Origin of the sequence: Lacrimispora struthionigena, assembly GCF_048627165.1 — a bacterium.
In the GTDB taxonomy this organism is placed as follows: Bacteria; Bacillota; Clostridia; order Lachnospirales; family Lachnospiraceae; genus Lacrimispora.
Genome location: NZ_JBMBWP010000001.1, coordinates 1,004,414 through 1,029,119, shown reverse-complemented (window position 1 = coordinate 1,029,119; position 24,706 = coordinate 1,004,414). Strand labels below are relative to the sequence as shown.

Sequence of the window (24,706 nt, the reverse complement as noted above, 5' to 3'; positions counted from 1 at the left end):
TTCTATATCGTGCCATGTTTTTTCGCCGGACGATCCTCTCTCTTTGTGAATAACATCTCAAATGCAGCGATTACTCTGGCTCTGGTTTCACTGGCATCGATGATGTCATCAACATATCCTCTTTTTGCTGCAGAAAGTGCGCTGGACTGAAGAGCCCGGTAGCTTTCGGCCTTCTCCTCCATCACTGCCTCTCCCTTTGCAATCTCATCTGCATACATGATTTTTGCTGCCTGAACCGGATCCATCATTCCTATGGATGCTTCCGGCCATGCATATACAATATCAGCACCAATGGATTTGCTGTTCATGGTCAGGTAAGCGCTTCCCAGTGCCTGACCAACTACAACGGTCACTTTCGGAACTGTTGCATTGGCAAATGCATAAGTGAGCTTTGCAGCTGCTTTTGCAATGGTTTTTTCAGATCCGGTTGTGCTCTCATATCCGGTTACGTTCACCAGGGTGAGAAGGGGGATATCAAAAGCATCACAGAAACCAACAAACTCTGCAGCCTTCTCACAGCCTTGTCCCGTTAATTTTGCTTCACAGGTCATGGTTTTTAATCCACTCTCGTCATAGGATTCTGTTCGATTGGCAACGCAGCCCACAGTGATTCCGTTTAAACGGATAAAGCCGGTAACCATAGAGGAGCCATATTCTTTTCCGGTCTCCATAAAGAAATGATTATCAGAAATCTGTGTGAGCGCAATTTTCGTATCACCAACATAGTTTGCTAAATCGGAGCATACGCGGTTTAAATCATCCGTGCACTCGTCGTAAGACATGTCATCCTCGCTATTGGCAGGTAAAATCGTGACAAGAGTTCTGATATGATCAAAAATCTCTTCTTCCTCTCCGATAAAATCTACCAGTCCTGCTTCTCTGCTCTGAAAGCTTGCGGAAGCGGTATTTAATTTTTCTGTATAGTTATCCTGAATGGCATTGGGTGAATTAACAAACAGCTTTGCAGACTTTCCTTCCATAAAAGTAAAATCTGACATAGCTGCAGAAACAGCCATTCCACCGCCGCAGGTGCCAAAAATCGCTGTAATCTGCGGAACTACTCCTGATGCTAAAGTCTGGCTCATATAAATTTCACCAAAGCCGTTTAAGGCATCTGTTGCCTCCTGAAGTCTTAATCCGGCACAGTCTATCAGACCGATTACCGGTGCTCCCATTTTCATTGCCATGGCATAAAGTCTTGTGATTTTTTTAGCATGCATCTCTCCTACAGCCCCGCCGAAAACAGTTGAGTCCTGACTGTAAACATACACAAGGCAGCCTCCAATGGTTCCATAGCCGGTAACAACACCGTCAGAAGGAGTTTCTCTTGCTGTCATGTTAAAGTCTGTGCTTCTGGCTGTTACATAGCCGCCGACTTCAACAAAACTGTTTTCATCAAGCAAAGCGTGAATTCGATTACTTGCTGATGTTTGTGTTGAATTACTCATTTTGCAATCCTCCATTTTGTAATATTTGCATAGCCTCCGTTAAAAAAACAACGATGAGTCTATATAATAACACCAATTTCTGCCAATTATAATTGTATAATTAATTTCAACTTATTTCAAGTTCTTTTTAGTAAAAAAAGAGCAAAAAACTATGGATTTCTTACAATCCATTGTCTCTTGCTCCTAATTTTCGTTGGCATAATATCGATTCCTGTAAAATTTTCCGGCATTTTGTATAATTTTGTCGAATGTTTTTGTATGTTGTATACAATGCTATTCCTTCATTTCCGTAATTCCAATGCTGCCATCTGCTGTTTCCTGGAATACAATCCTTGATGGACCCTCTCCCATCACGATTCCTACGTCCGATTTCTTTAAGGTAGCTGTGTCAACCTTGGCGATTGATACCATTAAGTCATCCCCAAATACCATATCCGGATTCAGCTTTAATAAATCTTCCTGCTTTTTTAAAATAATTGTTTCCTGATCCCCGTTAATAAACACGCATGGATAGGCAATCAGTTCTGCCAGTTCTTCTAAATTTTTATCCGAAACTGCTTCCTGTATTTTTTCCGCAAAGGCTTCCGCCTGCTTTCCCGGTCCCCCATAGGTCTCGTCAGCCTGCGTCTCTTCCTGATCTTTCATAAGTGAATCCGGTTCCCCATCTTCTGATGAAACCGCTTCTTCTGTGCTGCTTTCCGATACGGACTTTTTCATATTACTGTCCGCAGCCTCTGATTCAGTTATCTGCCCAGCGCCTGTGCCTGCGGCAGATTCACCCTTTTTCCCGCAGCCAGCTATAAAAAACACAGCCAGTGCAATGATAAAACAAACGATACCGAATCTTTTCCTGAGCATCTTTTTTTCGTTCCTCCCTGCGTCCATTTACTGCTTCGGGCACAGTATAGCACCGGTAAAGATTGGAAGTCAATAGAGTTCCCAAAACCGTAAACCTTAGTCATTTTTCCGTAAGATATTTGTCCGCATTTTTAATTATTTATATTCTTTATGAAGCGTAAAGCCTCTTCCACGCACCTCTGTAACCTGATTAATAATCATAAAGGCATTGGGATCAATTTCAAGAACCAGGTCATTGAGTTTGGGCAGCTGCCTCCCTGATATTACAGTAAGAACAGCAAAGGAGGATTCTCTTAAATGTCCTCCTTCACTGGCAAGTAAGGTTGTCCCTCTGTCCATACGCCGCTGTATCTCCTGACTGATCTGGTCATACTTTTTACTTATGACCTTTACCTGCATCTGATTACGGCCAGTCATAAGAACTTTATCAAGAACCATTGTGTATAAAAGAACAAGAAGAATTCCGTAAAGAATCTGCTCCATATTGGAGAAAATCATTTGGGAAAGCAGAATCAGGCAGTCAAAAACCGACATGGTCTGGGAAATCGACAGATTCCACTTCTTATTCAATATGAGCGGAGGGATATCCATTCCTCCGGTAGAAGCACCGGCCCGTATCACCATCCCAATGCCGGCACCAATTAAAAGACCGGAAAATACAGTGGCAAGCATACGGTCCTGGGTAATGACCATATTGCCGGACAGCTTCTCAAATACCCCCAGAATAAAGGGATAATAGAATGTACTGATCATGGTTGTCAGGGCGAATGCCTTTCCCAGTACGAAAGCACCTGCAACAAACATAATAATATTAAAAACTCCTATAAAAAGAGCTATGGGAATTCCAAGTTTTGCATGGGCTACTAAAGCGAGACCTGTGGTACCTCCTGTAATCAGTCCATTTGGAAGAATAAACAGGGAAACAGCAAGTGCATATACGGTGTTTCCTGCCAGCACCGTCGCTATTTTTTTTAAATTCATACTTCAGTAACTTCCTTTCAAGTTCTTATTGTGCTAAAAATTTTGCTCTCAGCTCATTCCTTTTTTCCGGAGTTACGAAGAGCCGCTCTGACAGGTAATGGTCTATGGTTCCATATGACTGTTCGATGGCAGAAAATGCACGGAGAATATAGGCCTCTGAAACAGTAAATAATACACGGACGCAGTCTGCAAGACTCTTGTCCCCCGTCTGCTGTTCAATCAGAGAACAGGTCTGGTTTACCTGGGTTATTACATAATCATTGGTTTTTACGAAATCCTTTATTATGGTTTCCCGCTGTACCCCCAGGGCAGTCAGAAGAAGGGCAGTGCCAACTCCTACCCGGTCCTTTCCGGCCGTGCAGTGCCATAAAACAGCTCTGTCATCTGCTTCCAGCAAAAGATCAAAAAAACGGGAATAAGAATCTGCAGCATGGTCATTTAAAACCAGATCCTCGTAAAGCCTGTCCACATATGTTTCCGGTTTTCCACCTAAGGAAGAGGCATGGAGAAGGATTGATTTTATTGCATCTGGTTCCCCTTCCTCTGCCTCTTGTTCTTCCTCTTCAAAGGTGATTCCCACTGTCTTTTCATCCAGAATGGGATTGAATATATTACGGACTCCGGGCATATCAGGATCCGGCTTTTGTTTTCTTTCCGTTGCCGTTCTAAAATCAATCACTGTTCCAAGACCGCAGCGGTCGGATAATATCCGGATATCCTCTCCGGTTGCCTCGTAAAGGGTACCACTCCTGATCAGCCTGCCTGGCAGTATCATCTTCCCCTCCTCAGTCTTTAATCCACCTAAATCTCTGGTATTATGAAGCTTTTCAAGCTTTATTCTTCCCACGAAACCGGTATTTTTCTCATTCATTTTTATTATTTCCTCCCATTCCTTTTGCAGCATATCTCTCATAAAAAGGAATTGTATTTTTGTCAAGTATACCATAAGATTCCGTTAAGAGGAAGTCAGTATTTGGGGAAAACCAGGCATGGAAAGATAACGGGTAACCAGATTTTTAAGGCACCAGATAACAGTCAGGCGATTGGTTCCTTCCGTTAAATAAACCGGATATTCTTTCACTGGCCTATTGTTTAACCAATATGTAACCGACCCTATTTTCTGTCCTTTTTTAACAGGAGCCTCTATCTTATCTGGAATGCTGGTCTTCACAGTGACCTTCTCATCATCTGCCAACAGGAGTTTAAGACTTTTCTCCCTGTCTTCTGCCATGGAACTGGCGATGAAAACCGGCTTGTCAAGCCCTCCTGAAATGGGAATTCCCTCATTAATCAGCACGTCTGGCATGGGTACTTCTTCATATACATCCCGATAATGAAAACGATCCATTCCGTACTGAAAGAGTTTTCTGGCATCAGACCATTTCCAGGTTTTGTGAGGAGGCCAGCCGCACCCTAACAGGGCGATGGTAAAAATTCTTCCATCACTTTTCACTGATCCTACATAAGAATAGCCTGCACCACCGGTAAACCCTGTTTTTCCTGAAAACGCCCCGCTCATAGAGCTTAAAAGGGCATTGTGGTTTGTGCAGCTAAAGGATCTTTTCCCATCAACATCTGTAAAATAATAGCTCTGGGTTCCTGTTATTTCCAAGAACTCTTTACTTTTTGGAGAATTTCCAATGCAGTAATTCATAATCCTGGCTAAATCGGCTGCTGTGGTAGAATGTTCTTTTATTTCTCCGTCATTCTCCTCCTTGGCATCCAGACCGTTGGGCGTAATAAAATAAGTATTGCTGCACCCCAGCTCTTTTGCCTTCTGATTCATGAGTTTAGCAAACCCCTCCCGGCTTCCACCTACATGCTCTGCTATCATCATGGCTGCATCGTTGTGTGATTCAAGCATCAGACTGTAGAGCAGATCCTTTAAATAAATGGTCTCTCCTTTATAGACTCCCAGATGAACCTTGGGCTGGTTAGCCGCATTCTGGGTGGCAGCAACCGGATCAGACAGATTGCCGTTTTCAAGAGCGATAATACAGGTCATGATCTTGGTCGTGCTGGCCATGGGACGCACCAGTTCCTCGTTTTTTCCATATAAAATCCGGTTGGTTGAGGCGTCCATTAATACTGCTGACTGAGCATAAAGATTGAGTTCGTCGGTTGTCTCAATTTGTGTCTTATGATCCATTTTTTCTGAAGTCACTGATGTATGGTTTTTAATAGTCTCTTTTTCTGCCAGCTTCACCGCAAACGTTCCCACAAAGGAAACAATGGCGATTCCTGCTGCTGCCAGGAGTATTCCTTTGGCATGCCTCATAAAAGAGCCTCCCCCTAGACTTTATTTTATCCTATTCCGCGTATTTTTTAATTATTCCCCTTTACATTTCGAACGTATTTTCGGTATAATAAAAGAAAAAAGGAGAATCGGATATGCCAACGGAGCCTCTTATTTTCCATATTGATGTTAACTCTGCATTCCTAAGCTGGGAATCTGCAGACCGCTTAAGGCAGGACCCGGATGCTCTTGATCTGCGCACCATCCCCTCTGCAGTCGGCGGAGATGCCCAGTCAAGACACGGGATCGTACTGGCAAAATCAACGCCTGCCAAAGAATATGGAATTACAACCGGAGAACCCATTGCCCAGGCTCTTCGCAAATGTCCGGGGCTTACAGTGGTTCCTGCCCGCTTTGATATCTATCTGGAATATTCCAAAAGACTGATGGATCTTTTGTCTGACTATACACCGGACATTGAACAGTTCAGCATTGACGAAGCCTTTCTCGATATGACTTCCACCATCCATCTGTTTGGATCTCCCATTGATACAGCCAATCTCATACGGGAGAGGGTCTTTCAGGAGCTGAAATTTACGGTGAATATGGGAATTGCGCCCAATAAGCTGCTGGCCAAGATGGCTTCGGATTTTAAAAAGCCCAACCTCTGCCACACGCTGTTTGCTCATGAGATTGAAACCAAGATGTGGCCTCTTCCTGTAGGAGAGCTGTTTTTTGTAGGACATTCCGCGAAGCAGAAGCTTGAGGGGATCGGCATTCATACCATCGGACAGCTGGCAGCCTGTGATGTTAAATATTTAAAACACCTGCTGGGAGAAAAGTATGCGGTATTAATCCACGACTATGCCTGCGGGATAGATACCTCTCCAGTTGGCTACCGGGAACCAGTGAATAAGGGATATGGAAACAGCACCACTTTGTCAAGAGACGTGGAAGACGTGGAAACAGCCCGATCGATTCTTTTATCCTTAAGCGAAACAGTGGGTGCCAGACTGCGCAGAGATCATGTGTTGTGTGACTGTGTCTGTGTGGAGATTAAGGATTGGGATTTTCACACCACCACCCATCAGACTACCTTAAACTGCCCCACGGATTCCACCACTCTTATTTATGAACACGCCTGCAGACTGCTGGAAGAATTCTGGGACCGGACGCCCCTTCGCCTTTTGGGTGTGCGTGCCACCAAGATTTCAGATGAGGGATATTTGCAGATGAACTTATTTGAATCGGAACAATCAAAAAAGATGAAAGAGATGGAAAAAGCTGTGGATCATATCCGCAGCAAATTTGGTACTGACAGCGTAAAAAGAGCCAGTTTTTTAAAGAAAGACCGGATGGTGGATCATGCAGCTGGAAAGGAGAAGCATATGAAGCAGTGATGCGCTCCTTTCCACTCTGCTTATTCTCATTTAAAACTGTCCGCTTATGGGCTTAAAGCCTTCCCCATAAACTTCGTTAGAATCAGTTATGATCAGGAATGCATCCTTGTCCGTTTCGTGAATTGCTCTTCGGATGGAGACCACCTGAGAATTGTTGCATGCGCACATAACCACATTCTTTTCATCTTTGGTAAAAGAGCCCTGGCCTTTTAAAAAGGTGCAGCCTCTGCCCGTTGCTTCTTCGATTTTACATGCTACCTCATCTTCCTGGGAGGTAACCACAAATACCAGTTTGCCGGCACCCAGACCATACATGATTTTATCAATCACCATGGTGGTCACGATGGAAGAAACCAGACCAAGTATGACCGCATCCACATTCCGAAACACCAGTCCGCCCGCTATGATTACTACGGCATCCACCACAAGGGAGATCTTGCCTATGGTAAGATGAGGAAATATCTTTCTGATAGCCATAACCAGGAAATCTGTTCCTCCAGTGGAACCATTTCTTAAATATACCAGGGTTAAACCAAGCCCGGAAAAAATTCCGGTACACGCCGATGCGTAGAGAGGATTGCCCTGATAGGCAGGAAACACGGGAACAACATAATCCAGTACCAGTGCAAAGATCAGCATGCTTTTCATAGAGCGCAGAAGAAAGCCTCGTCCCAAAAGCTTATAGCTGACCAGTATAATGGGGATATTTAAAACAATGCTGGTGATACCCATAGGCAATCCGAACAGATAACGCAAAATTAATGCAATACCTGAGACTCCTACTGGTGCAAACTGTGCATTAACAGCAAAGTTATAGATTCCCACATTAAATAAAAGTGCTCCCACAAGATCACACAGCAAATCGATGCCAAGCTCTTTGGGGGAGTATTTATCACGGTCTCCCATCATGTTGTACTGCCTCCGTTTCTCTTTCGATTATTTATAGAAAATAATCATTGATTTCAAATTCTTTTTTGCCAATCTTTATTTGTTTAATTAAAACACTGACCTCGCCATCTTCGTCAGTGCAGATTCCGGTTGCATAGATCTGTGTCTTACCATAGGATTCCGTCAAATTCAATTCTTTATCCAGAATTTCCTTATCTGCCAGCGCTTCCGCCAGATCAAGCAAAACCTCCTCTACTTCTTCCTCAATATGGTATTTCTCAAACTCTGCTTCTAATTCCTCATACGTTTCTTCATTAAACATCTGATATCCCCCTTTCCATTTTTACAAATTAATTATACACGCAAGTTGCTTCTTGTCAATCATGTTCCCTCATGATAGAATCGGTTTATGAAAATGACCATAAATTACTTAATCACAGAAGCTTCTAACCCTAAAACCATAGGGCAGTTTCTATTAGACCAGGGATACTCCCAAAGCCTGATCCGGCGCTTACGAAATACAGAAAATGCAATCACAGCCGGAGGCAGGGCAGTATACACCACTTACAGACCTGCAAAAGGAGAGGTACTTACCATCACCTTTCCCGAGGAGAAAGATTCGGAAAATATTGTACCCACCGAGATGCCCATTGACATATTATTTGAGGATGAGCATCTTCTGGTTATTAACAAAGCGGCGGGCGTTCCCATTCACCCCTCCCAGGGAAATTTTGATAATACCCTGGCCAATGGACTGGCATGGTATTTCCAAGATAAACAGGAGGCTTTTACCTTTCGTGCCATTAACCGACTGGACCGTGATACCACCGGCCTCTTAATTATTGCCAAAAATCCCTTAAGTGCCTGTATCCTGTCTGACATGGTAAAAAAGCATGAAATTCACAGACGGTATCTTGCAGTGGTCCAGGGTGAACTTCCAATGGAGGGAATCATTGACTCTCCCATAGCCAGAACCCACGATTCTACCATTGAGCGTTGTATCGATCCCATTAACGGCGACCCGGCAAGAACCTTTTTTTGCCGTCTTTTTTATGATCCCGTCACAGGACACTCCCTTGCAGGACTTCGACTGGAGACCGGACGAACTCACCAGATCCGGGTTCATCTAAAATCCATCGGACATCCACTGCCAGGTGATTTTCTTTACAATCCGGATTACCGCTATATTAATCGTCAGGCACTCCACTCCTTCCGTCTGGATTTTACCCATCCGGTCACCAGAGTTCCCATGTTTTTTGAGGCAGCTCTTCCGAAAGATATGCAGTTTATTGGTGTTACATCCACCGAAGGCCTTTGGGATAATGATTTTTAAGAATTCCAGCAGCCAGTTTTGCAAACCCAATGGAATAACCATCTGTCACTATCAGCACCCAGCCTTTCTTGTCCAGCCTGACCGGCCAGGAAAAGGGGGCTGGAATCGTCTGTCCTTTTAAATATTTTACTATATCCTCGTGATCTGCAGGTATCTCTGCCCAGGAAAGAACCTCCTCTTTTCTTAAGGAAAGAGCCAGTGCATGGGAAGGTTCGAACCGGTTCTTTTTTATGGTACCCATGTGAAGTCCGGGACGGATTACTTTAATTCCCTTTAAATCAATCATCTCCGGCGGAAGTAGATAAAGCTGTTCTCCAAACAGGATATATTCTTTTCTGTCTAAAAAAACTTCCGGTTCTGCAAGCAGCTCCTTTAAAAATAATTCTACCTCTTTCCAGACAGCTTTATCCTTTAAATAAGAAGGACAGGATCTTTTTCCCTCCGGTACCTTATCCCCATCTCTTTTTAATACAGCCAGATAATGACCTTCCCCTTCTGACTTATGAGGCCAGATGCGGAATGTCTTTTTTAAGTCTTCTGATCCGTACTTACTCCACTTGGGCATGCCATGAGAAAGTCCCGGGCGTTCCCCCCTGTCCACAACGGAAAAATCAGGGTGGGAAATCAGAAACGATTCAATCACCTGCTCGTTTTCCTCAGGAGAAAAGGTACAGGTGGAATAGACCATGGTCCCCCCTGATTTTAACATTACGGCGGCATTTTCAAGAATTTCCCTCTGCCTGCGGGCGCAGGCTTCTACGTGATCCGGGCTCCATTCCAGTCTGGCAGCCTCATCCTTTCGAAACATTCCTTCTCCAGAGCAGGGTGCGTCCACCACGATACGATCAAAAAATTCAGGAAATTTAAGGGACAGCGAATGAGAATCTTCATTGGTAACAACGGAATTACGTATTCCCATACGTTCCACATTCTGTGCTAGAATCTTTGCCCTGGCAGGATGAATTTCGTTGCTCAGCAAAAATCCTTCTCCTTTTAATTTACCAGCAATATGGGTTGTTTTTCCGCCGGGAGCTGCACACAGATCAAGAATCTTTTCTCCTGGCTTTGGATCTAAAAGCTCTACCACTGCCATGGCACTTGGTTCCTGAATGTAGTAAACACCGGCTTCATGATATGGATGCTTTCCAGGGCGCTGTCCTGCCTGATAATAATAGCCTTCCGATGCCCAGGGGACTGGTTCAGATAAAAAAGGAGATTGGCGGATAAATTCCCCGGGGTCTGCTTTTAATGGGTTAATCCTGAGTCCCAGGGCCCGATCCTCCTCATAGCTTTTTAAGAAAGCATCGTATTCATCTGCCAGCAATCCTTTCATCTTTTCCACAAATTTATCCGGTAATTGAATCATTTTAATTCCTCTTCCTGTCTATTTTTAAAATCCCCATAATTTTATGTTATTTTTTCAAGTTAGTGGCAAACTAAATAGAAGAAATATCCGGGAGGTGCCATATGACTTTATTAACCATAACCGCTTATATTATCATCCCTGTCTATACCATACTGTTTGCCTGGGGAACCAACTGGTTCACCCTTAATTTTTCCGTTCTTGGAAGCCTGGCAGACAGAAAAAACCTGTTTCTTTTATGGGGTATTATTGTTGGTGCTTATTTTTATTATGTTTTAAAAAGAATTATCCGTACACTTCCCAGAAATAAAAAGGAGATGGTATTTACTACATTAGCCCTCTTTCTTTTAGGCCTGGCAGTTACCATCCCTTATCTGCCTGACTCACAGCCCTTTCATGCCGTTCTTCATGTATTTTTGTCATTTGCAGCTTCCATCTCTCTCATGATCAGTCTTTATCTGGTGACATGGAAGCTTAACTGCATGAATCAGTCAGTTTATCGACCTTATTTCATCAGTCTGATCGTTATCACAGTGGTATCCGTGATTCTCTTTTTCCTGACCGGAATTGTCAGCTCAGCTCTTGAAATATTCTTTGTTATTTCAAGTACTTTTTTGCTGCATAAGCTCTATTTAAAGGTGTGCGATCCGGCTATCTCCCTGAGATACCAAAGATTATAAAAAAGGTTCTATGGCCGTATAACCAGACGGGCGCCTGCCATCTTTTCTGTAATCTCATACATGTTGGTTACGGTTCCTACGCTGAGTTTTTCTGTTAATTCATAAAAATTCAGACAGGTTCCACAGGTTAAAATCTCAACTCCCTGAGCTTCCAGTGTCTTTAAGTCTTCCAGAGAGGCAGAGCCCTCGGTTGACAGCCTGGCTCCTCCATTGTAAAGCAGTATGGTTTCAGGGAGTTCTTCCAACTGGGTCAGGGCATACACAAAGCCTTTCATCAGAATACGGCCTAATTCTTCACTTCCGGTTCCCATCTGGTCAGAGGAAAGTACGGCAACCAGACCTTTCTTTCGGCTGTCAGGTACACATTCTTCTAACGTATTCTTCTGTACAGACTCAGCTCCTTTTTCCATGTAAAACAGGATCTGATATTCTTTCTCTGACAGCTTTGTGGAAGAAGGATTCACTCCTGAATAATTCCCCAGTTTCATTACATTCTGAACAGCAATCTCATTATCAACGAGAATGGTCAGAATCCCTTCCGTCATGTCTTTCATGGCTTCCTTTGCCCTGATAACCGGCTGGGGGCACAAAAGCCCTCTGGCATCAATTGTTCGATCCATACTTCCTTCTCCTTTTTTTATGCAATAAAATCAAAAGCCGGGACCGGCTCCATATCCCGGACCTTTCCCGACTTTTCATTCTTAATTCAATTTTTACTCTTCTTCCTCGTCTTCGCCGACAAGCTCATCATATTCTGCTTCGTCTAACATCTGATCAAAGGCATCTGCAACGATTTCATATTCTTCGTCATCTTCGATATTTTCAAGATTAGGCTGTCCGTCTTCGCTTTCGGAATAACGATACAGATAAACTTCTCCCTCTTCTGCCTCAGCGCCTTCCATAGGAAGCAGAGCGATATAATCTCTCTCATTTGCTGTGAAAATTGTAAGTACAACGCACTCCAGTTCCGATCCATCATCCAGGGTCAGTGTTACTGTCATCTCCTCCTGGGGTTCCATCTCATCGTGCTCTAAATTAGGATCCTGTGCCATCCTGATACCTCTCTTTTTCCATCTTAATATAGGTGTCTGTTTACACCTTTCTTCACTCTATCAAACAATCGGCTAAAAATCAAGGGATTTTATCCTTAATATTCAATTCCCCTTCTGGCATTGATCCCCCGGTCATAGGGATGCCTGATCTTTTTTATTTCCGATACGTAATCTGCCTGACCAAGGAGCTGATCGGATGGATTTCTTCCTGTAAGCACTACCTCAAGCTTCTCTGGCCTTCCGGCAATAAACTGGAGCACTTTCTCCTCATCCACCAGTCCGTAATTGCTAACAGCCATAATTTCATCTAAAACCAGCAGATCAAAGGATTCTTTTGCCGCTTTTTCAAGCACCAAGTCCAGAAGGCTGGAATAATAAACTCTGGCTTCCTTCTTTTGTTCGTCAGTCATGTTGGAGAAAAATCCAAAGCTTTTCTCACAAGGCATGACTGTAATACCGGAAAGGGATTGTAGCGCCAGAACCTCTCCGGAATGATCGGTTTTAAGAAACCGGGCAATTAATACCTTTTTATTACAGCCACTGGCACGGACTGCCAGACCGATGGCTGCCGTAGTTTTTCCTTTTCCATCTCCGCAGTAAATATGAACGCAAGATTCCATAAAAGCCATTCCCTCCTTAACTTTTCTCCAGATACTCCCTGACAAAGCGGGATACATCCTGTTTTTTCCCGTATCGTTCCTGAACATAATTTACATGAAGCCGTTCCTTGGCCCTTGTCATTGCCACATAAAACATCCGCCGCTCCTCTTCTAAATCAGCCGGAAGAACAGCCTTCTGGTGTGGGGTCACTCCCTCATTGGCGTCTAAAATATAGACAATTTTGTATTCCAGCCCTTTGGAACTGTGCATGGTCATTAATGCCACGCCCTCTGCTTTTGTCTGTCCCGATTTTGCCCGCTTATTTAACTCTTCCCCATACTCTTTCATATGCACCAGCCACTGGTCAAAGGACTGAAATCCTGCCGCACTTTCTGAAAGCTGATCTGCCACCTCAAGGAGTTCCTCCGGCTTCATCCTCCGGTACTGGGCATACTCCCTTAAATAATCATCATACCCAATTGCTTTCCTGATATAATTAACCGCTGCAACTGGTGCCATGTTTTTTATCATTCGCAAATCATATTCCAGCTGTTCCACCCGCTCCACCATGAAACTGCGATCCTGGTAAAAGGATTTTACAGACTCAAAGTTTACCGGATTGCCTTCCAGCGAATCCCTGCTTATGTAGCGGTTGGGGCGGTTGATGATTTGGAGAACATTGGCCCTTTGACAGTCACCCTGTGCCGTTTTCATATAGGAAACCAGATTCTGGGCAATCCAGTGATCGTATAGATTGGGAACAGAATCCCGGGTGATAAACGGAACATTATATTCCATAAATTTCTCGATTAAAAGTCTGGGGCCCAGATTAGTCCGGTATAAAACAGCGATATCACTGAGTGCATATCCTGCTTTCCCGTAATTTAGAATCTCCTCCACAATTTCCATGGTTTCTTCCTGGGGATCCTTCCACAGTCTGGTAACCACTGGTTTTCCAGAGCCTTTGTCTGTTACAATTTTCTTCGGGAACCGCATTTCATTGTGGGCGATCAGTTTCCCTGCTGTTTCCACAATGTCTCTGGTGCTTCTGAAATTAATATTTAAAAGAACCTTCTTCGCATTTTTATAATCTTTTTCAAAACCAAGCATGATTTCCGGCTTGGCTCCCCGGAACCGGTAGATGGACTGGTCATCGTCTCCCACAATAAAAAGATTATCCTCAGGCGCAGCAAGCATACGAACAATTTCATACTGTACCCGGTTTATATCCTGAAATTCATCCACCAGAATGTACTGGTATTTTCTCTGCCAGGCTGCCAGTATATCTTTTCTCTGGGTAAAAAGTTCGTGACACATTACCAGCATGTCATCAAAATCAATCAGATTTGCTTTTCTCAGCCTGTCCTCATACCCCAGATAAAGCTGTTTAAATATTTCTTCTGAGCAGTTTTTGGAGTAATAATGGTCCAGTGAGATCATATCTCCTTTCACGGAGCTGATCTCTGATAAAATGGAGGTAATAAAATCCCCCTCATCTTCCACTTCCACGCTGCAGCGGTCCATTTCTTCCTTTACAAATCTGGTTTTCTGGTCTTCCCTGATAATATTTCTGGCATCATAGCGATAGGCGAATTTGAGAATGCGGAAAAATATGGCATGAAAGGTGCCGAAGCTGACAAAGGGAGCAGGATCTCCCATCAATGCATCAAATCGTTCCTTCATCTCCGTGGCTGCAGCCTTGGTGAATGTGATGACCAGAATGCGGGACGGATCCACATGATACTCCTCAATGAGATGGCAGACTCTGTGGGTAATGGTAAATGTCTTTCCTGATCCCGGCCCTGCCAGCACTAACATAGGTCCATCCCGGTGAAGAATTGCTTCTTTCTGGGCGCCTTCATAGGTCACTTGTTGTTTCATGTTATCCTCCAAGTCAAACAAAGAAGCAGGAGTCCGGTTTTCTGCCATTCCCCTGCTTTCATCTTCTTTTCTATAAAGTCTCTTTGCTTAAAAGTTCGATTCCTTTTCTGATTCGATGTAAGGATTCTTCTTTTCCAAGGACCTCCATGATTTCTGTTGCACCAGCCGGAGTCATCTGCTTGCCGGAAACTGCAGTGCGGATAGGCCACATAACATAGCCGGTTTTATATCCTTTTTCAGAAACAAATGCGGAAAGCGCAGCATAGAGTGCATCGTTGCTGTAGTCTTCCTGTGCTTCCAGAATGGGAAGTATCTCCTGTAACAGGGTAAGAGAGGTCTGGCTGTCCGTCTTCATCTTCTTATTAAAATACATGGAGCAGTCATATTCCGGAAGCTCCTCAAAGAAATCAATATGATTCTGGATATCCGGGAATACTTCGATTCTGGTCTTAACCATGGCAGCGATCTTTCTTAAATCCAGATCCTTTTTAATGACTTTCCTGATGAAAGGTTCTGCCATTCCATAAAATCTGCCAAAGTCCATGGCCTTCATGTATTCACTGTTCATCCACTTTAACTTGGTCATATCGAACACAGCCGGGGATTTACTGATATTGTGGAAATCAAATTCCTGAATTAATTCTTTGAGGGAGAAAATCTCCTGATTTCCAACTGGTGACCAGCCAAGCAAAGCCACATAATTGACCACTGCCTCAGAAATAAATCCCTGCTCAATTAAATCCTCATAAGAAGCATGGCCGCTTCTCTTGCTTAATTTTTTATGTTCCTCATTGGTAATCAGAGGACAATGTACATAAACCGGAACTTCCCAGCCAAACGCGTCGTAAAGGCGGTTATATTTGGGAGAAGAGGATAAGTACTCGTTACCTCTTACCACATGAGTGATTCCCATCAGGTGATCATCCACTACATTGGCAAAATTGTAAGTTGGATATCCATCGGATTTAATCAGAACCATATCATCAAGCTCTGAGTTATCGACTGTGATATCACCGTAAATTTCATCGTGGAATGTGGTGGTTCCGTCAACCGGATTATTCTGGCGGATTACGTATGGCATTCCTGCTGCCAGATTAGCCTGTACCTCTTCTTTCGTAAGGTGAAGACAATGCTTGTCATAAACCATGATCTCCTGACCGTCTACGGTTTTCTTTAAAGAATCCAGACGTTCCTGGGTACAGAAGCAGTAGTAAGCCTCTCCTTTTTCCACCAGCATCTTAGCATAATCAAGGTACATGCCAAGAGCATGACGTTCACTCTGAACGTAAGGACCCACACCGCCATCCTTATCAGGGCCTTCATCATGAACAAGTCCTGTCTCTTCCAACGTTCTATAAATAATCTCCACAGCACCTTCTACAAAACGTTCCTGATCGGTATCTTCAATACGGAGAAGAAAATCTCCACCTTCATGTTTTGCAATCAGGTACGCATACATGGCTGTTCTTAAATTGCCTACGTGCATGCGGCCTGTGGGGCTTGGGGCATATCTGGTTCTAATTCGATTCATTATAAACACACTCCTATATCTTCATTCTCGTGATGTTTCAGACAAATTTTATTATATAACGAACATCCGGAAAAAACAATGACTTAACGGCATTTTTCCAGAACAATTAAAGTTGAAGAAGAGAACAGGCAAGCTGGAAATAGATAATTAAGCTTATAGCATCCACTATGGTAGTAATTAAAGGTGCTGCCATAATAGCCGGATCCATGTGAAATACCTTTGCGCCGATGGGAAGCATGGCACCGATTGTTTTTGCCAGAATAACGGTAGCCATCAGGCTTAACATAACAGTCAGACAAAGCATCTCCTGACCTGGGTATAGAATAATCAGGCGGATATAATTAACCATTCCAAGAACAAATCCCACAAGTATGGCGACTTTCAGTTCTTTCCATACCACCCGAAAGATATCTCTTGTATGGATCTCTCCTACTGCCATACCGCGGATTATCATGGTGCTGCTCTGGCTTCCTGCATTTCCGCCGGTATCGGTAAGCATAGGGATGAATGTTACTAAAAGAGGAATTACTGCAAATGCTTTCTCGTATTTTGCCAGAATCCCTCCTGTGATCATGCTGCTTAACATCAGAACCAGAAGCCAGACAATCCGATTTTTTGCCAGCTGAAATACACTGGTCTTTAAATAAGGCTTTTCACTTGGCAGCATCGCAGCCATTTTTTCAAAGTCCTCTGTCGCTTCCTGTTCTATAACGTCAACGACGTCATCTACCGTTACAATTCCTACCAGGCGATCCTCATGATCTACCACAGGAAGGCTTAGAAGATCATATTTCCGAAACCGTCTGGCTACTTCTTCCTGATCCTCAGTGGTGACTGCTTTTATCACATTTGTATCCATGATATCTCCAATAAACCGTTCATATGGATTCATCAATAGATCCTTTACCGTCACCACGCCCTCCAGCATTCGCTTGGAATTCATTACGTAACAGGTATAAATGGTTTCCTTATCTACACCATGTTTCCTGATGTAATCAAATGCCTGTTCCACAGTCATATCTTTTTTCAGACCTGCATATTCAGCCGTCATAATGCTTCCCGCACTGTTTTCGGGATAATTCAGAAACTGATTAATCAGTTTTCTGGTGTCAGGTGCCGCGCTTTGCAGAACTCTCTTAACAACAGTGGCAGGCAGCTCCTCCAGCATATCCACCACATCATCTACATACAGGTCTTCAATAATTGTTCCCAGTTCATGATCTGTAATACTGTTAATAATGTATTCCTGCTTTTCAACTTCAAGGAAAGCGAATACCTCACTGGCTGTTTCCTTGGGAAGCATACGAAAGACAAGTACCGTCTTTTCCGCCTCCTGCTCTTCCAAGAAAGCAGCTATATCCATTTCATTGAATTCGGTCAGAACTTCTTTTAACTTCCGCAGCTGCCGGCTGTTTAACAGCTCTGACAATTCTTCCAGCTTTAAATTCTCCTGCATTATTTTCCCTCCATATGAACCTGTTTTTTCGTCTTGGCTAATATGGAAGCAGCGAAAATCTGCCTGTCATTGATTTACGACAAGCAAAATAGCCATAGTTACAGAATACATCTGTAATCCATGGCTATCATAAACGCAGAGAGTTTCTCTCTTTTAACGGCAGCAAACACAGAGCAGATCCGAAATCTCAGACTCTGCTGTCACTGCCTTACGCCTATGATAATAATCTGCTTCCATCTTCTGACTTCGACCTTCCACTCTGGTTCACTTCCTTTCTTTATTTTTCTTAATTCAGAATACCAGTTATTTCCTGAAAAATCAACCCCATTTATTCCATCCCGGGACCAAAGGTCTCTGCCTGGGAATCATCATCTCCAGGTCCGGAGCCAACTTCCCCCTCTGAATCAGGGCTACTATCTCCTGGGAATACCGGAGCTGTGCTCTCTCTTGGTTTCGTCATTCCAGGTCCGATCTCCTGTGGTTTCGACGAATCATCCTGTTTAGGAAGAGCAAGAACACGGTTGACCGCTTCATCAAGTGCCTGTTTTAAGCTGTCATACGTTTCCGTTCCGTTTAACTGCTCCAAATATGTTTTAGCCGTAGTAATCTTATCATCCGTAGAACTGTCACGGTGATTTAGTCCGTTAAATTCAGCAATAAGAGACTGCAGGGAAGCTGCTGCCTGTTCCTGGGTCTGTCTGGCTGCATCCTGTGCTGCCTGATTCATCTGCGACTGGGCTTCCTGCTGCTTACGGGCTTCTTCATCTTTCCATTTCTTTGTATCTGCCATTGCTGCAGCTTCTGCCACGGAGGAGAATAAATCCTTATTGCCCGTTTCCTGATCCGTTTTCTCTCCTCTGGAATCCACATTATAAGCGGAAACGGTAGAAGGCATATCCCAGTCCAGGGGAGGCAGGTCCTTATTGATTTCAGCCATAAAATCATGCCACATCTTACCGGAATAAGTCTTTCCGTAAACTCCCGGCATAGCTCTTGGAGTATCGTATCCCACCCAGATGGCAGTGGTGTAATATCTGGTATAGCCGCAGAACCAGGTATCCTTGCTGCTGTTTGTTGTTCCCGTCTTTCCTGCTGCCGGAACACCAATTCCCAGTCCGGAGCCTGTTCCGTAAGGCTTATCCAGAGTTCCTTTCAGAACATCGGTAACCATATATGCCGTATCTTCCGTAAAGACTCTCTCATCTGCCTGACTGCCTTTATAGATCTCTCCGTCATACTGGCTCTTAATACTTGTAATGCAGGTTTTATTGCTGTATTTTCCCTGATTGGCAAGAACCGAATAGCCTTTTGCCATATCCACAACTCTGGCTCCTTCAGTAAAACCTCCGATACTCATACTACTGTTGCCATTGTCCATATTGCTTAAGCCTACAAAGTGCATTTTTCCCAGATAGCTGATCCCTTTGTCGACTCCAATATCTGTCAGAACCTGCCATGCGACTGTATTTAAACTCCGGTTTAATGCTTCTCTTACAGACACTTCACCAAAGTACTTGCCTCCGCTGTTTTTGGGCCCTTTGTCAAACAAATGGTCATTGACCAGTCTGGAAGGATAATAAAAGCCGGTTTCAAATGCAGGAGCGTAATCAATCAGTGGCTTAATGGTAGAGCCTGGCTGCCTTCTGCTTAAAAATCCACGGTTATATTCATCATCGGTTCCCCGTCCGCCTACTATCGCCACCACATATCCGGTCCGGTTGTCTACGCAGACAGCTGCTCCCTGTAGTGCGAATTTTCCGTTCTCCTGAACTTCCGTAAACCCTTTTAAATGGGTATCGATGTTGTTTTGCAGCGCAGCCTGCAGTTTGGAATCCAGGCTGGTATGAATTTCAAATCCTCCCTTGCGTACCATATCGCTTTTAGCCTGATACTGTTCCTGATATTCTTCCTTATAGGAATCATAGGAACTTTTACTCGGAAAGACATACTGGAATACAAAGTCATCATTCTTCATCAGTTCCAGAACGGCAGAATGTATGGCGTAGCTGGTCTGATAATTCTCTGTGGTTCCGCCTTCATAAACCTTGGCGACTGTAAGGGGCTGGGCTTTTGCATTCTCCTGCTCTTCCTTTGTGATGAACTTGCAAAGGGCCATATTGTCAATCACCTGATCCCGCTTCCATTTAGAGGTATCGGGATGTGCCACCGGGTCATATCTGGAAGGATTGTTGCTGATTCCCGCAAGAGTTGCTGCTTCCCAGATGGTCAGATCCTTTGCTTCCTTATCAAAATAATAACGGCTGGCCTCGGATACACCATAACTGCGGTTTGCATAATAATTGGTGTTGCAGTAGAATTCCATAATATCCTTTTTGGAATACTTGTCCTCCATCCGGGGAGCAGCAAAGAATTCTGTGATCTTTCTCTGAATGGTCCTCTCCTGAGTTAAATAGGTGTTTTTGATCACCTGCTGGGTGATGGTACTGCCTCCCTGGGTCGCCACACCTTTGTTTTTTATGAAAACCAGACCAGCTCTTAAAAGCCCCTTGTAATCAATTCCATGATGTTTATAGAATCGCCTGTCCTCCTGGGCTATGTAAGCATTCTGAAGATTTTCGCTGATGTCCTTAATTGGTACATATTCGTAATGACCGGAATTAATGGTTCCGATTAAGTTTCCTTCAGAATCATATACTCTTGTATCCATTGGCTGTGAGAAATCAGTTTTGGAAGTCTGACTTATAATGGTGTCAGCCTTTTCCTTACATGTCATGATCTCATCCTGATATTTTAAAAATACGACGCCTCCAGCCAGGCACCCTATCACCATCGCCAACAGAAATACAAAGAGTATGACCTTTATGGGACGAAAAAATATATACCATGCACTTTTTCGTTTTCTGCTTTTCTTCCCCATAACAACCTGCCTCCTTCTCTTCTTTTTATGATATAACAAAAACGGGAAGTCTCTTGAATAAGACTTCCCGTTTGTTATAAGCTGATGACGGGACTCGGACCCGTGACCTCCTCACTACCAATGAGGTGCGCTACCACCTGTGCCACATCAGCATTTCTTTGGTTCGTCGCTCGAACCTCGTATATCATAGCATGGGAAAATCTATTTGTCAACGTTTTTTATAAGTTTTTTATAATATACATGAAACTACAAAAATTCTACAAATACTCCGCAAAAATGTCCTTTATTGAGACGGGTAGACACCAGGAAAGAACAGGGTTTTCCCCATTCCTTCCTGGTATGTTTTTATAAAATACCCTGAAAGCTTTCCCGTAACGTATCACAGGAATGGCCAAACTGCTTCATCTCTTCTTCTGTAAGAGAGAGAGATAAAACCCGCTGAATGCCGTTCTTATTTATGATACAGGGAACTCCCGCATATACGTCATTCTGACCGTATTCCCCTCTTAGCATGGTTGATACGGTGAAGACACTGTTCTCATCTCCAAGTATTGCTTTTGTAATTCTGGTTAAAGCCATTCCGATTCCATAGTAGGTTGCCTGCTTTGCATCAATAATGCGGTATGCCGCTCCCCGCACCTCATCTTCGATCCGCTTTAACTCCTCCCTGCATACCATATCATCTTCGCCGCCGCTTCCGCAAAGTGACAATATGGGTTTGGTAGCAATCATGGCCTGACTCCACGGTACGAATTCACTGTCACCGTGCTCTCCCATTACGTATGCATGGACATTTCTTGGATCCACACGAAGTGATTCCCCAAGGAGATACCGCAGTCTCGCTGTATCCAGGGCTGTGCCGCTTCCTAAAACCCGCTTGGGATTAAAGCCGGAAAGAGAATAGGTAATCCTGGCCATAATGTCTACCGGGTTGGTTGCAACAAGAAAGATTCCGTTAAATCCGGATTCTGTAACTGGCTGCACAATGGACTCAAAGACAGATGCATTACGTTTTAACAGATCAAGTCTGGTTTCTCCCTGTTTCTGTGCCACGCCTGCACAAATCACCACAATATCCGCATCGGAACAGTCCCTGTATTCTCCTGCATAAATCTTCATATGATATCCGGAAAAAGCAAGCCCATGGTTTAAATCCATGGCTTCTCCCTCTGCTCTTTTTCGATTAATATCGATTAAAACAAGTTCATCACAAATTCCCTGGTTTAACATGGAATAAGCATAGCTCATTCCAACCATTCCAGTCCCTACAAGCGCAACTTTTCTTTTATCTGTTCTCATATTTTATGCCACTCTCCTATTCGTATTATAGATAGTGTTACTGCATGAAATGGAAACTATGCGTTTGATATTCCCCGTTCGATTTTTTTTGACATCAATTCACTGTTACTGCTGTAAATAATTGCATTTTCTTTTGAAATTCTGCCTTCCTTGTAAAGATTCAGCAGACTGGAATCCATGGAACGCATTCCTTCTGCCTGACCGGTGGCAATAACAGAATCAATCTGATGAGTCTTGGATTCCCGGATCATATTTCGGATTGCATTGTTAAAAAACATGATTTCAAATGCCGGATAAACACCACCGTCTACGGTAGGGATCAGCTGCTGAGAAATCACAGCCTGCATCACCATGGACAGCTGCATTCGAATCTGCTGCTGTTGATTAGGCGGAAAGCTGTCGATAATGCGGTCAATGGTATTGGCTGCACCCACAGTATGTAGTGTGGAAATCACCAGATGACCAGTCTCCGCTGCAGTCATGGCAATCCGGATTGTCTCGTAATCCCTCATTTCTCCAACCAGTATGACATCCGGAGCCTGACGCAGTGCCGAACGAAGTCCGGTCACATAGCTGTCTGTATCCGTAGTCACTTCCCGCTGGGTTACCACGCTCTGCTTATGGCGGTGTAAGTATTCCAGGGGATCTTCCAAAGTAATAACATGGGCATTTCTTGTATTATTAATCTTATCAATAATACAGGCAAGGGTGGTTGTCTTTCCGCTTCCCGCCGGTCCTGTTACCAGTACAAATCCTTTTGTCAGCCTGGCTGCATCGATCACACTTTCCGGAATATGAAGCTCCTTATAATCAGGGAGATCGAAGTTCACCACACGAATCACTGCAGCCAGAGAGCCTCTCTGGCGGAATACGCTGGATCGGAATCTGGAAACTCCTGGTATGGCAAAGGAAAAATCATCATCACCATGTTCCCTTACCTTTCCCATGTCCCGTTCTCCTGCCAGCTGGTAAAGCTCTGTTATCAGCAGCTCCATCTGAGCGGGGTACAGCTTTTCCTCACTCTGGTAAACAATTCTGCTTCCGATCTTATACGAAAACGGCATGCCGGGCACAAGAAAGATATCAGATGCCTTCTGTGCCACAGCAGAACTCAACAAATCTACTACCTTCATCTTCCAATCTCCTGCTCTGTCAATTCCCGCCCTTAAAAACCGGCAGGGATTGATCAATTTCATAATCTTCTGTCTGTATGACTTTCCACTGGGATATTTCAATTTTCCCGCTCTGATCCGGTGATACATGAAGCTTTATGGAAAGAGACTGGGATCGTTTCATGGGAATCTGAGTGGATGCGATCCCGGTCTGTGAATCATAATAATCCCCCAGTTTCCCGGAACGTGAATTCTGCAATATCATCTGGTAAAAGACTTCTCCCTCTTTATCTGCCCTGTAATACTCTGCAACAGAATCTGCATTCCTCTGTGCCAGATTCCATTCGCTTTTTGCCGTGCTAAGAGAAAGCATCCCAAAAGTAACCAGACAGAGAATCATAAATATCAGAATAAGAGTAGGAGTTCCCATATTGGCCCTGTAGCCAATCTCCTGTTTCGCCATATGACTCCTCCTTCACTCAAGGGTTTTCATGCCGGCTTACCGCCAGGGTATAAAGCGTATTTCCGGCTTTTGATACGGTCACTTCCGCTTCCAGTTCACTTATAAGTTTAACCTCTCCATAATAAACTGCATGGGACTGGTCAGCGGCATTCCCTTTTTTATCAAACATCATGGTATAGGTCTCCCCTGGGGAATCCTTTTTCACACCATTTAAACGGTGAATCAGGCCTGCTTCTCCTTCTGCCTTCCAGATTTCAGCTGCACTTTGTGCAATCAGAACACTCTGATTTAAATCCGCTGCTCTTTTACTGAGTAAGTCCGCCTTAACAAATGCCTGAATACAGACTGCTGCACACAGCAGAAAGAAAAATACGGCGACAATCATCTCCATCATCATTACATTGGATCTGTTTTTTCTATTCATCTGCAGCTCCTTTGCTTCTTAAAGAAATAAAGAGCTGGCTTCCTGTTTCACCTTCTGATTTCAAATGGAGAAGGTGATCCTCCATATCCATGGTGATTTCTTTGCATTCCAATATCTGATTTCCGTCACCAATGGATAATCCACTGTCCTGATCTGCAAACAGCTCCCATAAGCTTCCGTCACGGTAATAAATCTGTGTCACATACGCCGTGCCTTCAATGGTCTGCTTTAATGTAAGTACCTGCACGCCATCCACATCTGTCAGTGATACAGCACCGGCTTCATCTGCCTGCCTGACCTTATTGGCTATATAGCTGAAAGCAATATCTTTCTCATAGGTCAGTTCCGATCTGTTATTGATGTTTTCATAAACTCTGCCGCCGATCAGGATCAGAAACAGAGCACACATCACAAACACGAGAAATAAAAGGAGGGGAAAAACGATAGTTCCCAACCGGCTTTTTGGTATTTCTTTTCCTGCCATGGCTACCTCTCTATGGATTTTGTAAGTTAACCGTGATATCCGGCATGAAATTTGATGCGAATCCGCTGTAAAATACATCGTAGCGGTCTCTGTCTATTTTAATGCCGTAATTTTCTTCTAAATACTCCACACTGGGTGGATATCTTCCTTCAATGGCATAGCACTGAACCGATGCTCTGCGTATGGCATCCCGTAAAGTTTCTGCGCCTCTCTCTCCTGACCGCTTTGAAAAAGTCAGAGCGGAAGAGACAAAAAGCACAACGGCGAGAGAAAACGCCCCAAGGGATACAAGCTGTCCGAGCAGCTCTTTTCCTGAACCATTTGGTTTTTTCATAGAAA

At 43.9% G+C, this 24,706-nt stretch carries 24 protein-coding genes and 1 tRNA gene; 3 read left to right on the top strand and 22 right to left on the bottom strand.

Annotated features, from left to right (window positions below; all coding sequences use genetic code 11):
* Nucleotides 1-2: 2 nt before the first annotated feature.
* The 5 genes from ACOAOT_RS04745 to ACOAOT_RS04725 form a co-directional block, all read right to left on the bottom strand.
* On the bottom strand, nt 3-1,448 hold the full coding sequence (locus ACOAOT_RS04745) for an acyl-CoA carboxylase subunit beta (RefSeq protein WP_420215923.1): 1,446 nt from the start codon (nt 1,446-1,448) through the stop codon (nt 3-5).
* Between the two features lie 273 nt (nt 1,449-1,721).
* On the bottom strand, nt 1,722-2,306 hold the full coding sequence (locus tag ACOAOT_RS04740; protein ID WP_420215922.1) for a hypothetical protein: 585 nt from the start codon (nt 2,304-2,306) through the stop codon (nt 1,722-1,724).
* A 135-nt stretch (nt 2,307-2,441) separates the two neighbouring features.
* Nucleotides 2,442-3,287 (bottom strand): YitT family protein, encoded by an 846-nt coding sequence (locus ACOAOT_RS04735; RefSeq protein WP_420215921.1) that lies wholly within the window; start codon nt 3,285-3,287, stop codon nt 2,442-2,444.
* A 25-nt stretch (nt 3,288-3,312) separates the two neighbouring features.
* On the bottom strand, nt 3,313-4,158 hold the full coding sequence (locus tag ACOAOT_RS04730; RefSeq protein ID WP_420215920.1) for a tyrosine-protein phosphatase: 846 nt from the start codon (nt 4,156-4,158) through the stop codon (nt 3,313-3,315).
* An 84-nt stretch (nt 4,159-4,242) separates the two neighbouring features.
* A complete protein-coding gene (locus tag ACOAOT_RS04725; protein ID WP_420215919.1) occupies nt 4,243-5,565 on the bottom strand; it encodes a D-alanyl-D-alanine carboxypeptidase family protein in 1,323 nt (440 codons plus the stop codon).
* A 113-nt stretch (nt 5,566-5,678) separates the two neighbouring features.
* Between ACOAOT_RS04725 and ACOAOT_RS04720 the strand changes: the two genes are divergently transcribed.
* Nucleotides 5,679-6,923 (top strand): DNA polymerase Y family protein, encoded by a 1,245-nt coding sequence (locus ACOAOT_RS04720; protein ID WP_420215918.1) that lies wholly within the window; start codon nt 5,679-5,681, stop codon nt 6,921-6,923.
* A gap of 30 nt (nt 6,924-6,953) precedes the next feature.
* On the opposite strand, the gene ACOAOT_RS04715 is transcribed toward ACOAOT_RS04720, so the two are convergent.
* Both ACOAOT_RS04715 and ACOAOT_RS04710 read right to left on the bottom strand, forming a co-directional pair.
* Nucleotides 6,954-7,832, bottom strand: a complete 879-nt coding sequence (locus tag ACOAOT_RS04715; protein ID WP_420215916.1) for a YitT family protein — start codon at nt 7,830-7,832, stop codon at nt 6,954-6,956.
* Between the two features lie 31 nt (nt 7,833-7,863).
* Nucleotides 7,864-8,133, bottom strand: a complete 270-nt coding sequence (locus ACOAOT_RS04710; protein ID WP_420215915.1) for a U-box domain-containing protein 56 — start codon at nt 8,131-8,133, stop codon at nt 7,864-7,866.
* Between the two features lie 87 nt (nt 8,134-8,220).
* Here ACOAOT_RS04710 and ACOAOT_RS04705 point away from each other — a divergent pair, with 87 nt between their 5' ends.
* Complete coding sequence (locus ACOAOT_RS04705) at nt 8,221-9,144, top strand: RluA family pseudouridine synthase (protein WP_420215914.1); 924 nt, start codon at nt 8,221-8,223, stop codon at nt 9,142-9,144.
* Here the strand turns inward: ACOAOT_RS04705 and ACOAOT_RS04700 are convergent.
* Complete coding sequence (locus ACOAOT_RS04700; protein WP_420215913.1) at nt 9,107-10,510, bottom strand: RsmB/NOP family class I SAM-dependent RNA methyltransferase; 1,404 nt, start codon at nt 10,508-10,510, stop codon at nt 9,107-9,109. The two genes, ACOAOT_RS04705 and ACOAOT_RS04700, sit on opposite strands and share 38 nt — an antisense overlap.
* A 101-nt stretch (nt 10,511-10,611) precedes the next feature.
* On the opposite strand from ACOAOT_RS04700, the gene ACOAOT_RS04695 reads away from it, so the two are divergent.
* Nucleotides 10,612-11,187, top strand: coding sequence for a hypothetical protein (locus ACOAOT_RS04695; RefSeq protein ID WP_420215912.1), 576 nt, complete (start codon nt 10,612-10,614; stop codon nt 11,185-11,187).
* A gap of 8 nt (nt 11,188-11,195) precedes the next feature.
* Here ACOAOT_RS04695 and yedF read toward each other — a convergent pair whose 3' ends face one another.
* From yedF to ACOAOT_RS04625, 14 genes are all read right to left on the bottom strand, one after another.
* The gene (gene yedF / locus ACOAOT_RS04690) at nt 11,196-11,807 is read right to left on the bottom strand and encodes a sulfurtransferase-like selenium metabolism protein YedF (protein ID WP_420215911.1); all 612 of its coding nucleotides are present in this window, start codon (nt 11,805-11,807) and stop codon (nt 11,196-11,198) included.
* 93 nt (nt 11,808-11,900) lie between these two features.
* Entirely contained in the window at nt 11,901-12,239 is a 339-nt protein-coding gene (locus ACOAOT_RS04685) for a DUF1292 domain-containing protein (protein ID WP_104436882.1), read from the bottom strand.
* A gap of 95 nt (nt 12,240-12,334) precedes the next feature.
* Nucleotides 12,335-12,859, bottom strand: coding sequence for a cob(I)yrinic acid a,c-diamide adenosyltransferase (locus tag ACOAOT_RS04680; RefSeq protein WP_420215910.1), 525 nt, complete (start codon nt 12,857-12,859; stop codon nt 12,335-12,337).
* 16 nt (nt 12,860-12,875) lie between these two features.
* Nucleotides 12,876-14,708 (bottom strand): ATP-dependent helicase, encoded by a 1,833-nt coding sequence (locus ACOAOT_RS04675; RefSeq protein WP_420216654.1) that lies wholly within the window; start codon nt 14,706-14,708, stop codon nt 12,876-12,878.
* Between the two features lie 82 nt (nt 14,709-14,790).
* Nucleotides 14,791-16,251: a glutamate--tRNA ligase gene (gene gltX, locus ACOAOT_RS04670; protein WP_420215909.1), complete on the bottom strand. Its 1,461-nt coding sequence runs from the start codon at nt 16,249-16,251 to the stop codon at nt 14,791-14,793.
* 106 nt (nt 16,252-16,357) lie between these two features.
* Nucleotides 16,358-17,707 carry a magnesium transporter gene (gene mgtE, locus ACOAOT_RS04665; RefSeq protein ID WP_420215908.1) on the bottom strand — a complete coding sequence of 450 codons (1,350 nt, stop codon included), beginning with the start codon at nt 17,705-17,707 and terminating at the stop codon, nt 16,358-16,360.
* A gap of 328 nt (nt 17,708-18,035) precedes the next feature.
* Nucleotides 18,036-20,585 (bottom strand): transglycosylase domain-containing protein, encoded by a 2,550-nt coding sequence (locus tag ACOAOT_RS04660; RefSeq protein WP_420215907.1) that lies wholly within the window; start codon nt 20,583-20,585, stop codon nt 18,036-18,038.
* 79 nt (nt 20,586-20,664) lie between these two features.
* Nucleotides 20,665-20,737: transfer RNA gene (locus tag ACOAOT_RS04655), tRNA-Thr, on the bottom strand.
* Between the two features lie 193 nt (nt 20,738-20,930).
* Nucleotides 20,931-21,884, bottom strand: a complete 954-nt coding sequence (locus ACOAOT_RS04650) for an L-lactate dehydrogenase (protein ID WP_170822992.1) — start codon at nt 21,882-21,884, stop codon at nt 20,931-20,933.
* Nucleotides 21,885-21,940: 56 nt separating this feature from the next.
* Nucleotides 21,941-23,017 (bottom strand): type IV pilus twitching motility protein PilT, encoded by a 1,077-nt coding sequence (locus ACOAOT_RS04645; RefSeq protein WP_104436887.1) that lies wholly within the window; start codon nt 23,015-23,017, stop codon nt 21,941-21,943.
* A 19-nt stretch (nt 23,018-23,036) separates the two neighbouring features.
* Nucleotides 23,037-23,459, bottom strand: a complete 423-nt coding sequence (locus tag ACOAOT_RS04640; RefSeq protein ID WP_420215906.1) for a short-chain dehydrogenase — start codon at nt 23,457-23,459, stop codon at nt 23,037-23,039.
* A gap of 16 nt (nt 23,460-23,475) precedes the next feature.
* Nucleotides 23,476-23,883, bottom strand: a complete 408-nt coding sequence (locus ACOAOT_RS04635; RefSeq protein WP_420215905.1) for a hypothetical protein — start codon at nt 23,881-23,883, stop codon at nt 23,476-23,478.
* A complete protein-coding gene (locus ACOAOT_RS04630; RefSeq protein ID WP_420215904.1) occupies nt 23,876-24,367 on the bottom strand; it encodes a DUF4860 domain-containing protein in 492 nt (163 codons plus the stop codon). The genes ACOAOT_RS04635 and ACOAOT_RS04630 overlap by 8 nt, the downstream gene beginning before the upstream one ends.
* A 10-nt stretch (nt 24,368-24,377) precedes the next feature.
* The gene (locus ACOAOT_RS04625) at nt 24,378-24,701 is read right to left on the bottom strand and encodes a hypothetical protein (protein ID WP_104436891.1); all 324 of its coding nucleotides are present in this window, start codon (nt 24,699-24,701) and stop codon (nt 24,378-24,380) included.
* Between the last annotated feature and the right edge of the window lie 5 nt (nt 24,702-24,706).

What these genes read in the sequence shown, in the direction of transcription:
- ACOAOT_RS04730 (WP_420215920.1), bottom strand. Translation starts at nt 4,158, where the DNA reads ATGAATGAGAAAAATACCGGTTTCGTGGGAAGAATAAAGCTTGAAAAG.
- ACOAOT_RS04725 (WP_420215919.1), bottom strand. Translation starts at nt 5,565, where the DNA reads ATGAGGCATGCCAAAGGAATACTCCTGGCAGCAGCAGGAATCGCCATT.
- ACOAOT_RS04645 (WP_104436887.1), bottom strand. Translation starts at nt 23,017, where the DNA reads ATGAAGGTAGTAGATTTGTTGAGTTCTGCTGTGGCACAGAAGGCATCT.
- ACOAOT_RS04685 (WP_104436882.1), bottom strand. Translation starts at nt 12,239, where the DNA reads ATGGCACAGGATCCTAATTTAGAGCACGATGAGATGGAACCCCAGGAG.
- ACOAOT_RS04740 (WP_420215922.1), bottom strand. Translation starts at nt 2,306, where the DNA reads ATGCTCAGGAAAAGATTCGGTATCGTTTGTTTTATCATTGCACTGGCT.
- yedF (WP_420215911.1), bottom strand. Translation starts at nt 11,807, where the DNA reads ATGGATCGAACAATTGATGCCAGAGGGCTTTTGTGCCCCCAGCCGGTT.
- ACOAOT_RS04640 (WP_420215906.1), bottom strand. Translation starts at nt 23,459, where the DNA reads ATGGCGAAACAGGAGATTGGCTACAGGGCCAATATGGGAACTCCTACT.
- gltX (WP_420215909.1), bottom strand. Translation starts at nt 16,251, where the DNA reads ATGAATCGAATTAGAACCAGATATGCCCCAAGCCCCACAGGCCGCATG.
- ACOAOT_RS04650 (WP_170822992.1), bottom strand. Translation starts at nt 21,884, where the DNA reads ATGAGAACAGATAAAAGAAAAGTTGCGCTTGTAGGGACTGGAATGGTT.
- mgtE (WP_420215908.1), bottom strand. Translation starts at nt 17,707, where the DNA reads ATGCAGGAGAATTTAAAGCTGGAAGAATTGTCAGAGCTGTTAAACAGC.
- ACOAOT_RS04700 (WP_420215913.1), bottom strand. Translation starts at nt 10,510, where the DNA reads ATGATTCAATTACCGGATAAATTTGTGGAAAAGATGAAAGGATTGCTG.
- ACOAOT_RS04745 (WP_420215923.1), bottom strand. Translation starts at nt 1,448, where the DNA reads ATGAGTAATTCAACACAAACATCAGCAAGTAATCGAATTCACGCTTTG.
- ACOAOT_RS04720 (WP_420215918.1), top strand. Translation starts at nt 5,679, where the DNA reads ATGCCAACGGAGCCTCTTATTTTCCATATTGATGTTAACTCTGCATTC.
- ACOAOT_RS04710 (WP_420215915.1), bottom strand. Translation starts at nt 8,133, where the DNA reads ATGTTTAATGAAGAAACGTATGAGGAATTAGAAGCAGAGTTTGAGAAA.
- ACOAOT_RS04660 (WP_420215907.1), bottom strand. Translation starts at nt 20,585, where the DNA reads ATGGGGAAGAAAAGCAGAAAACGAAAAAGTGCATGGTATATATTTTTT.
- ACOAOT_RS04625 (WP_104436891.1), bottom strand. Translation starts at nt 24,701, where the DNA reads ATGAAAAAACCAAATGGTTCAGGAAAAGAGCTGCTCGGACAGCTTGTA.
- ACOAOT_RS04680 (WP_420215910.1), bottom strand. Translation starts at nt 12,859, where the DNA reads ATGGAATCTTGCGTTCATATTTACTGCGGAGATGGAAAAGGAAAAACT.
- ACOAOT_RS04630 (WP_420215904.1), bottom strand. Translation starts at nt 24,367, where the DNA reads ATGGCAGGAAAAGAAATACCAAAAAGCCGGTTGGGAACTATCGTTTTT.
- ACOAOT_RS04635 (WP_420215905.1), bottom strand. Translation starts at nt 23,883, where the DNA reads ATGAATAGAAAAAACAGATCCAATGTAATGATGATGGAGATGATTGTC.
- ACOAOT_RS04695 (WP_420215912.1), top strand. Translation starts at nt 10,612, where the DNA reads ATGACTTTATTAACCATAACCGCTTATATTATCATCCCTGTCTATACC.
- ACOAOT_RS04705 (WP_420215914.1), top strand. Translation starts at nt 8,221, where the DNA reads ATGAAAATGACCATAAATTACTTAATCACAGAAGCTTCTAACCCTAAA.
- ACOAOT_RS04735 (WP_420215921.1), bottom strand. Translation starts at nt 3,287, where the DNA reads ATGAATTTAAAAAAAATAGCGACGGTGCTGGCAGGAAACACCGTATAT.
- ACOAOT_RS04715 (WP_420215916.1), bottom strand. Translation starts at nt 7,832, where the DNA reads ATGATGGGAGACCGTGATAAATACTCCCCCAAAGAGCTTGGCATCGAT.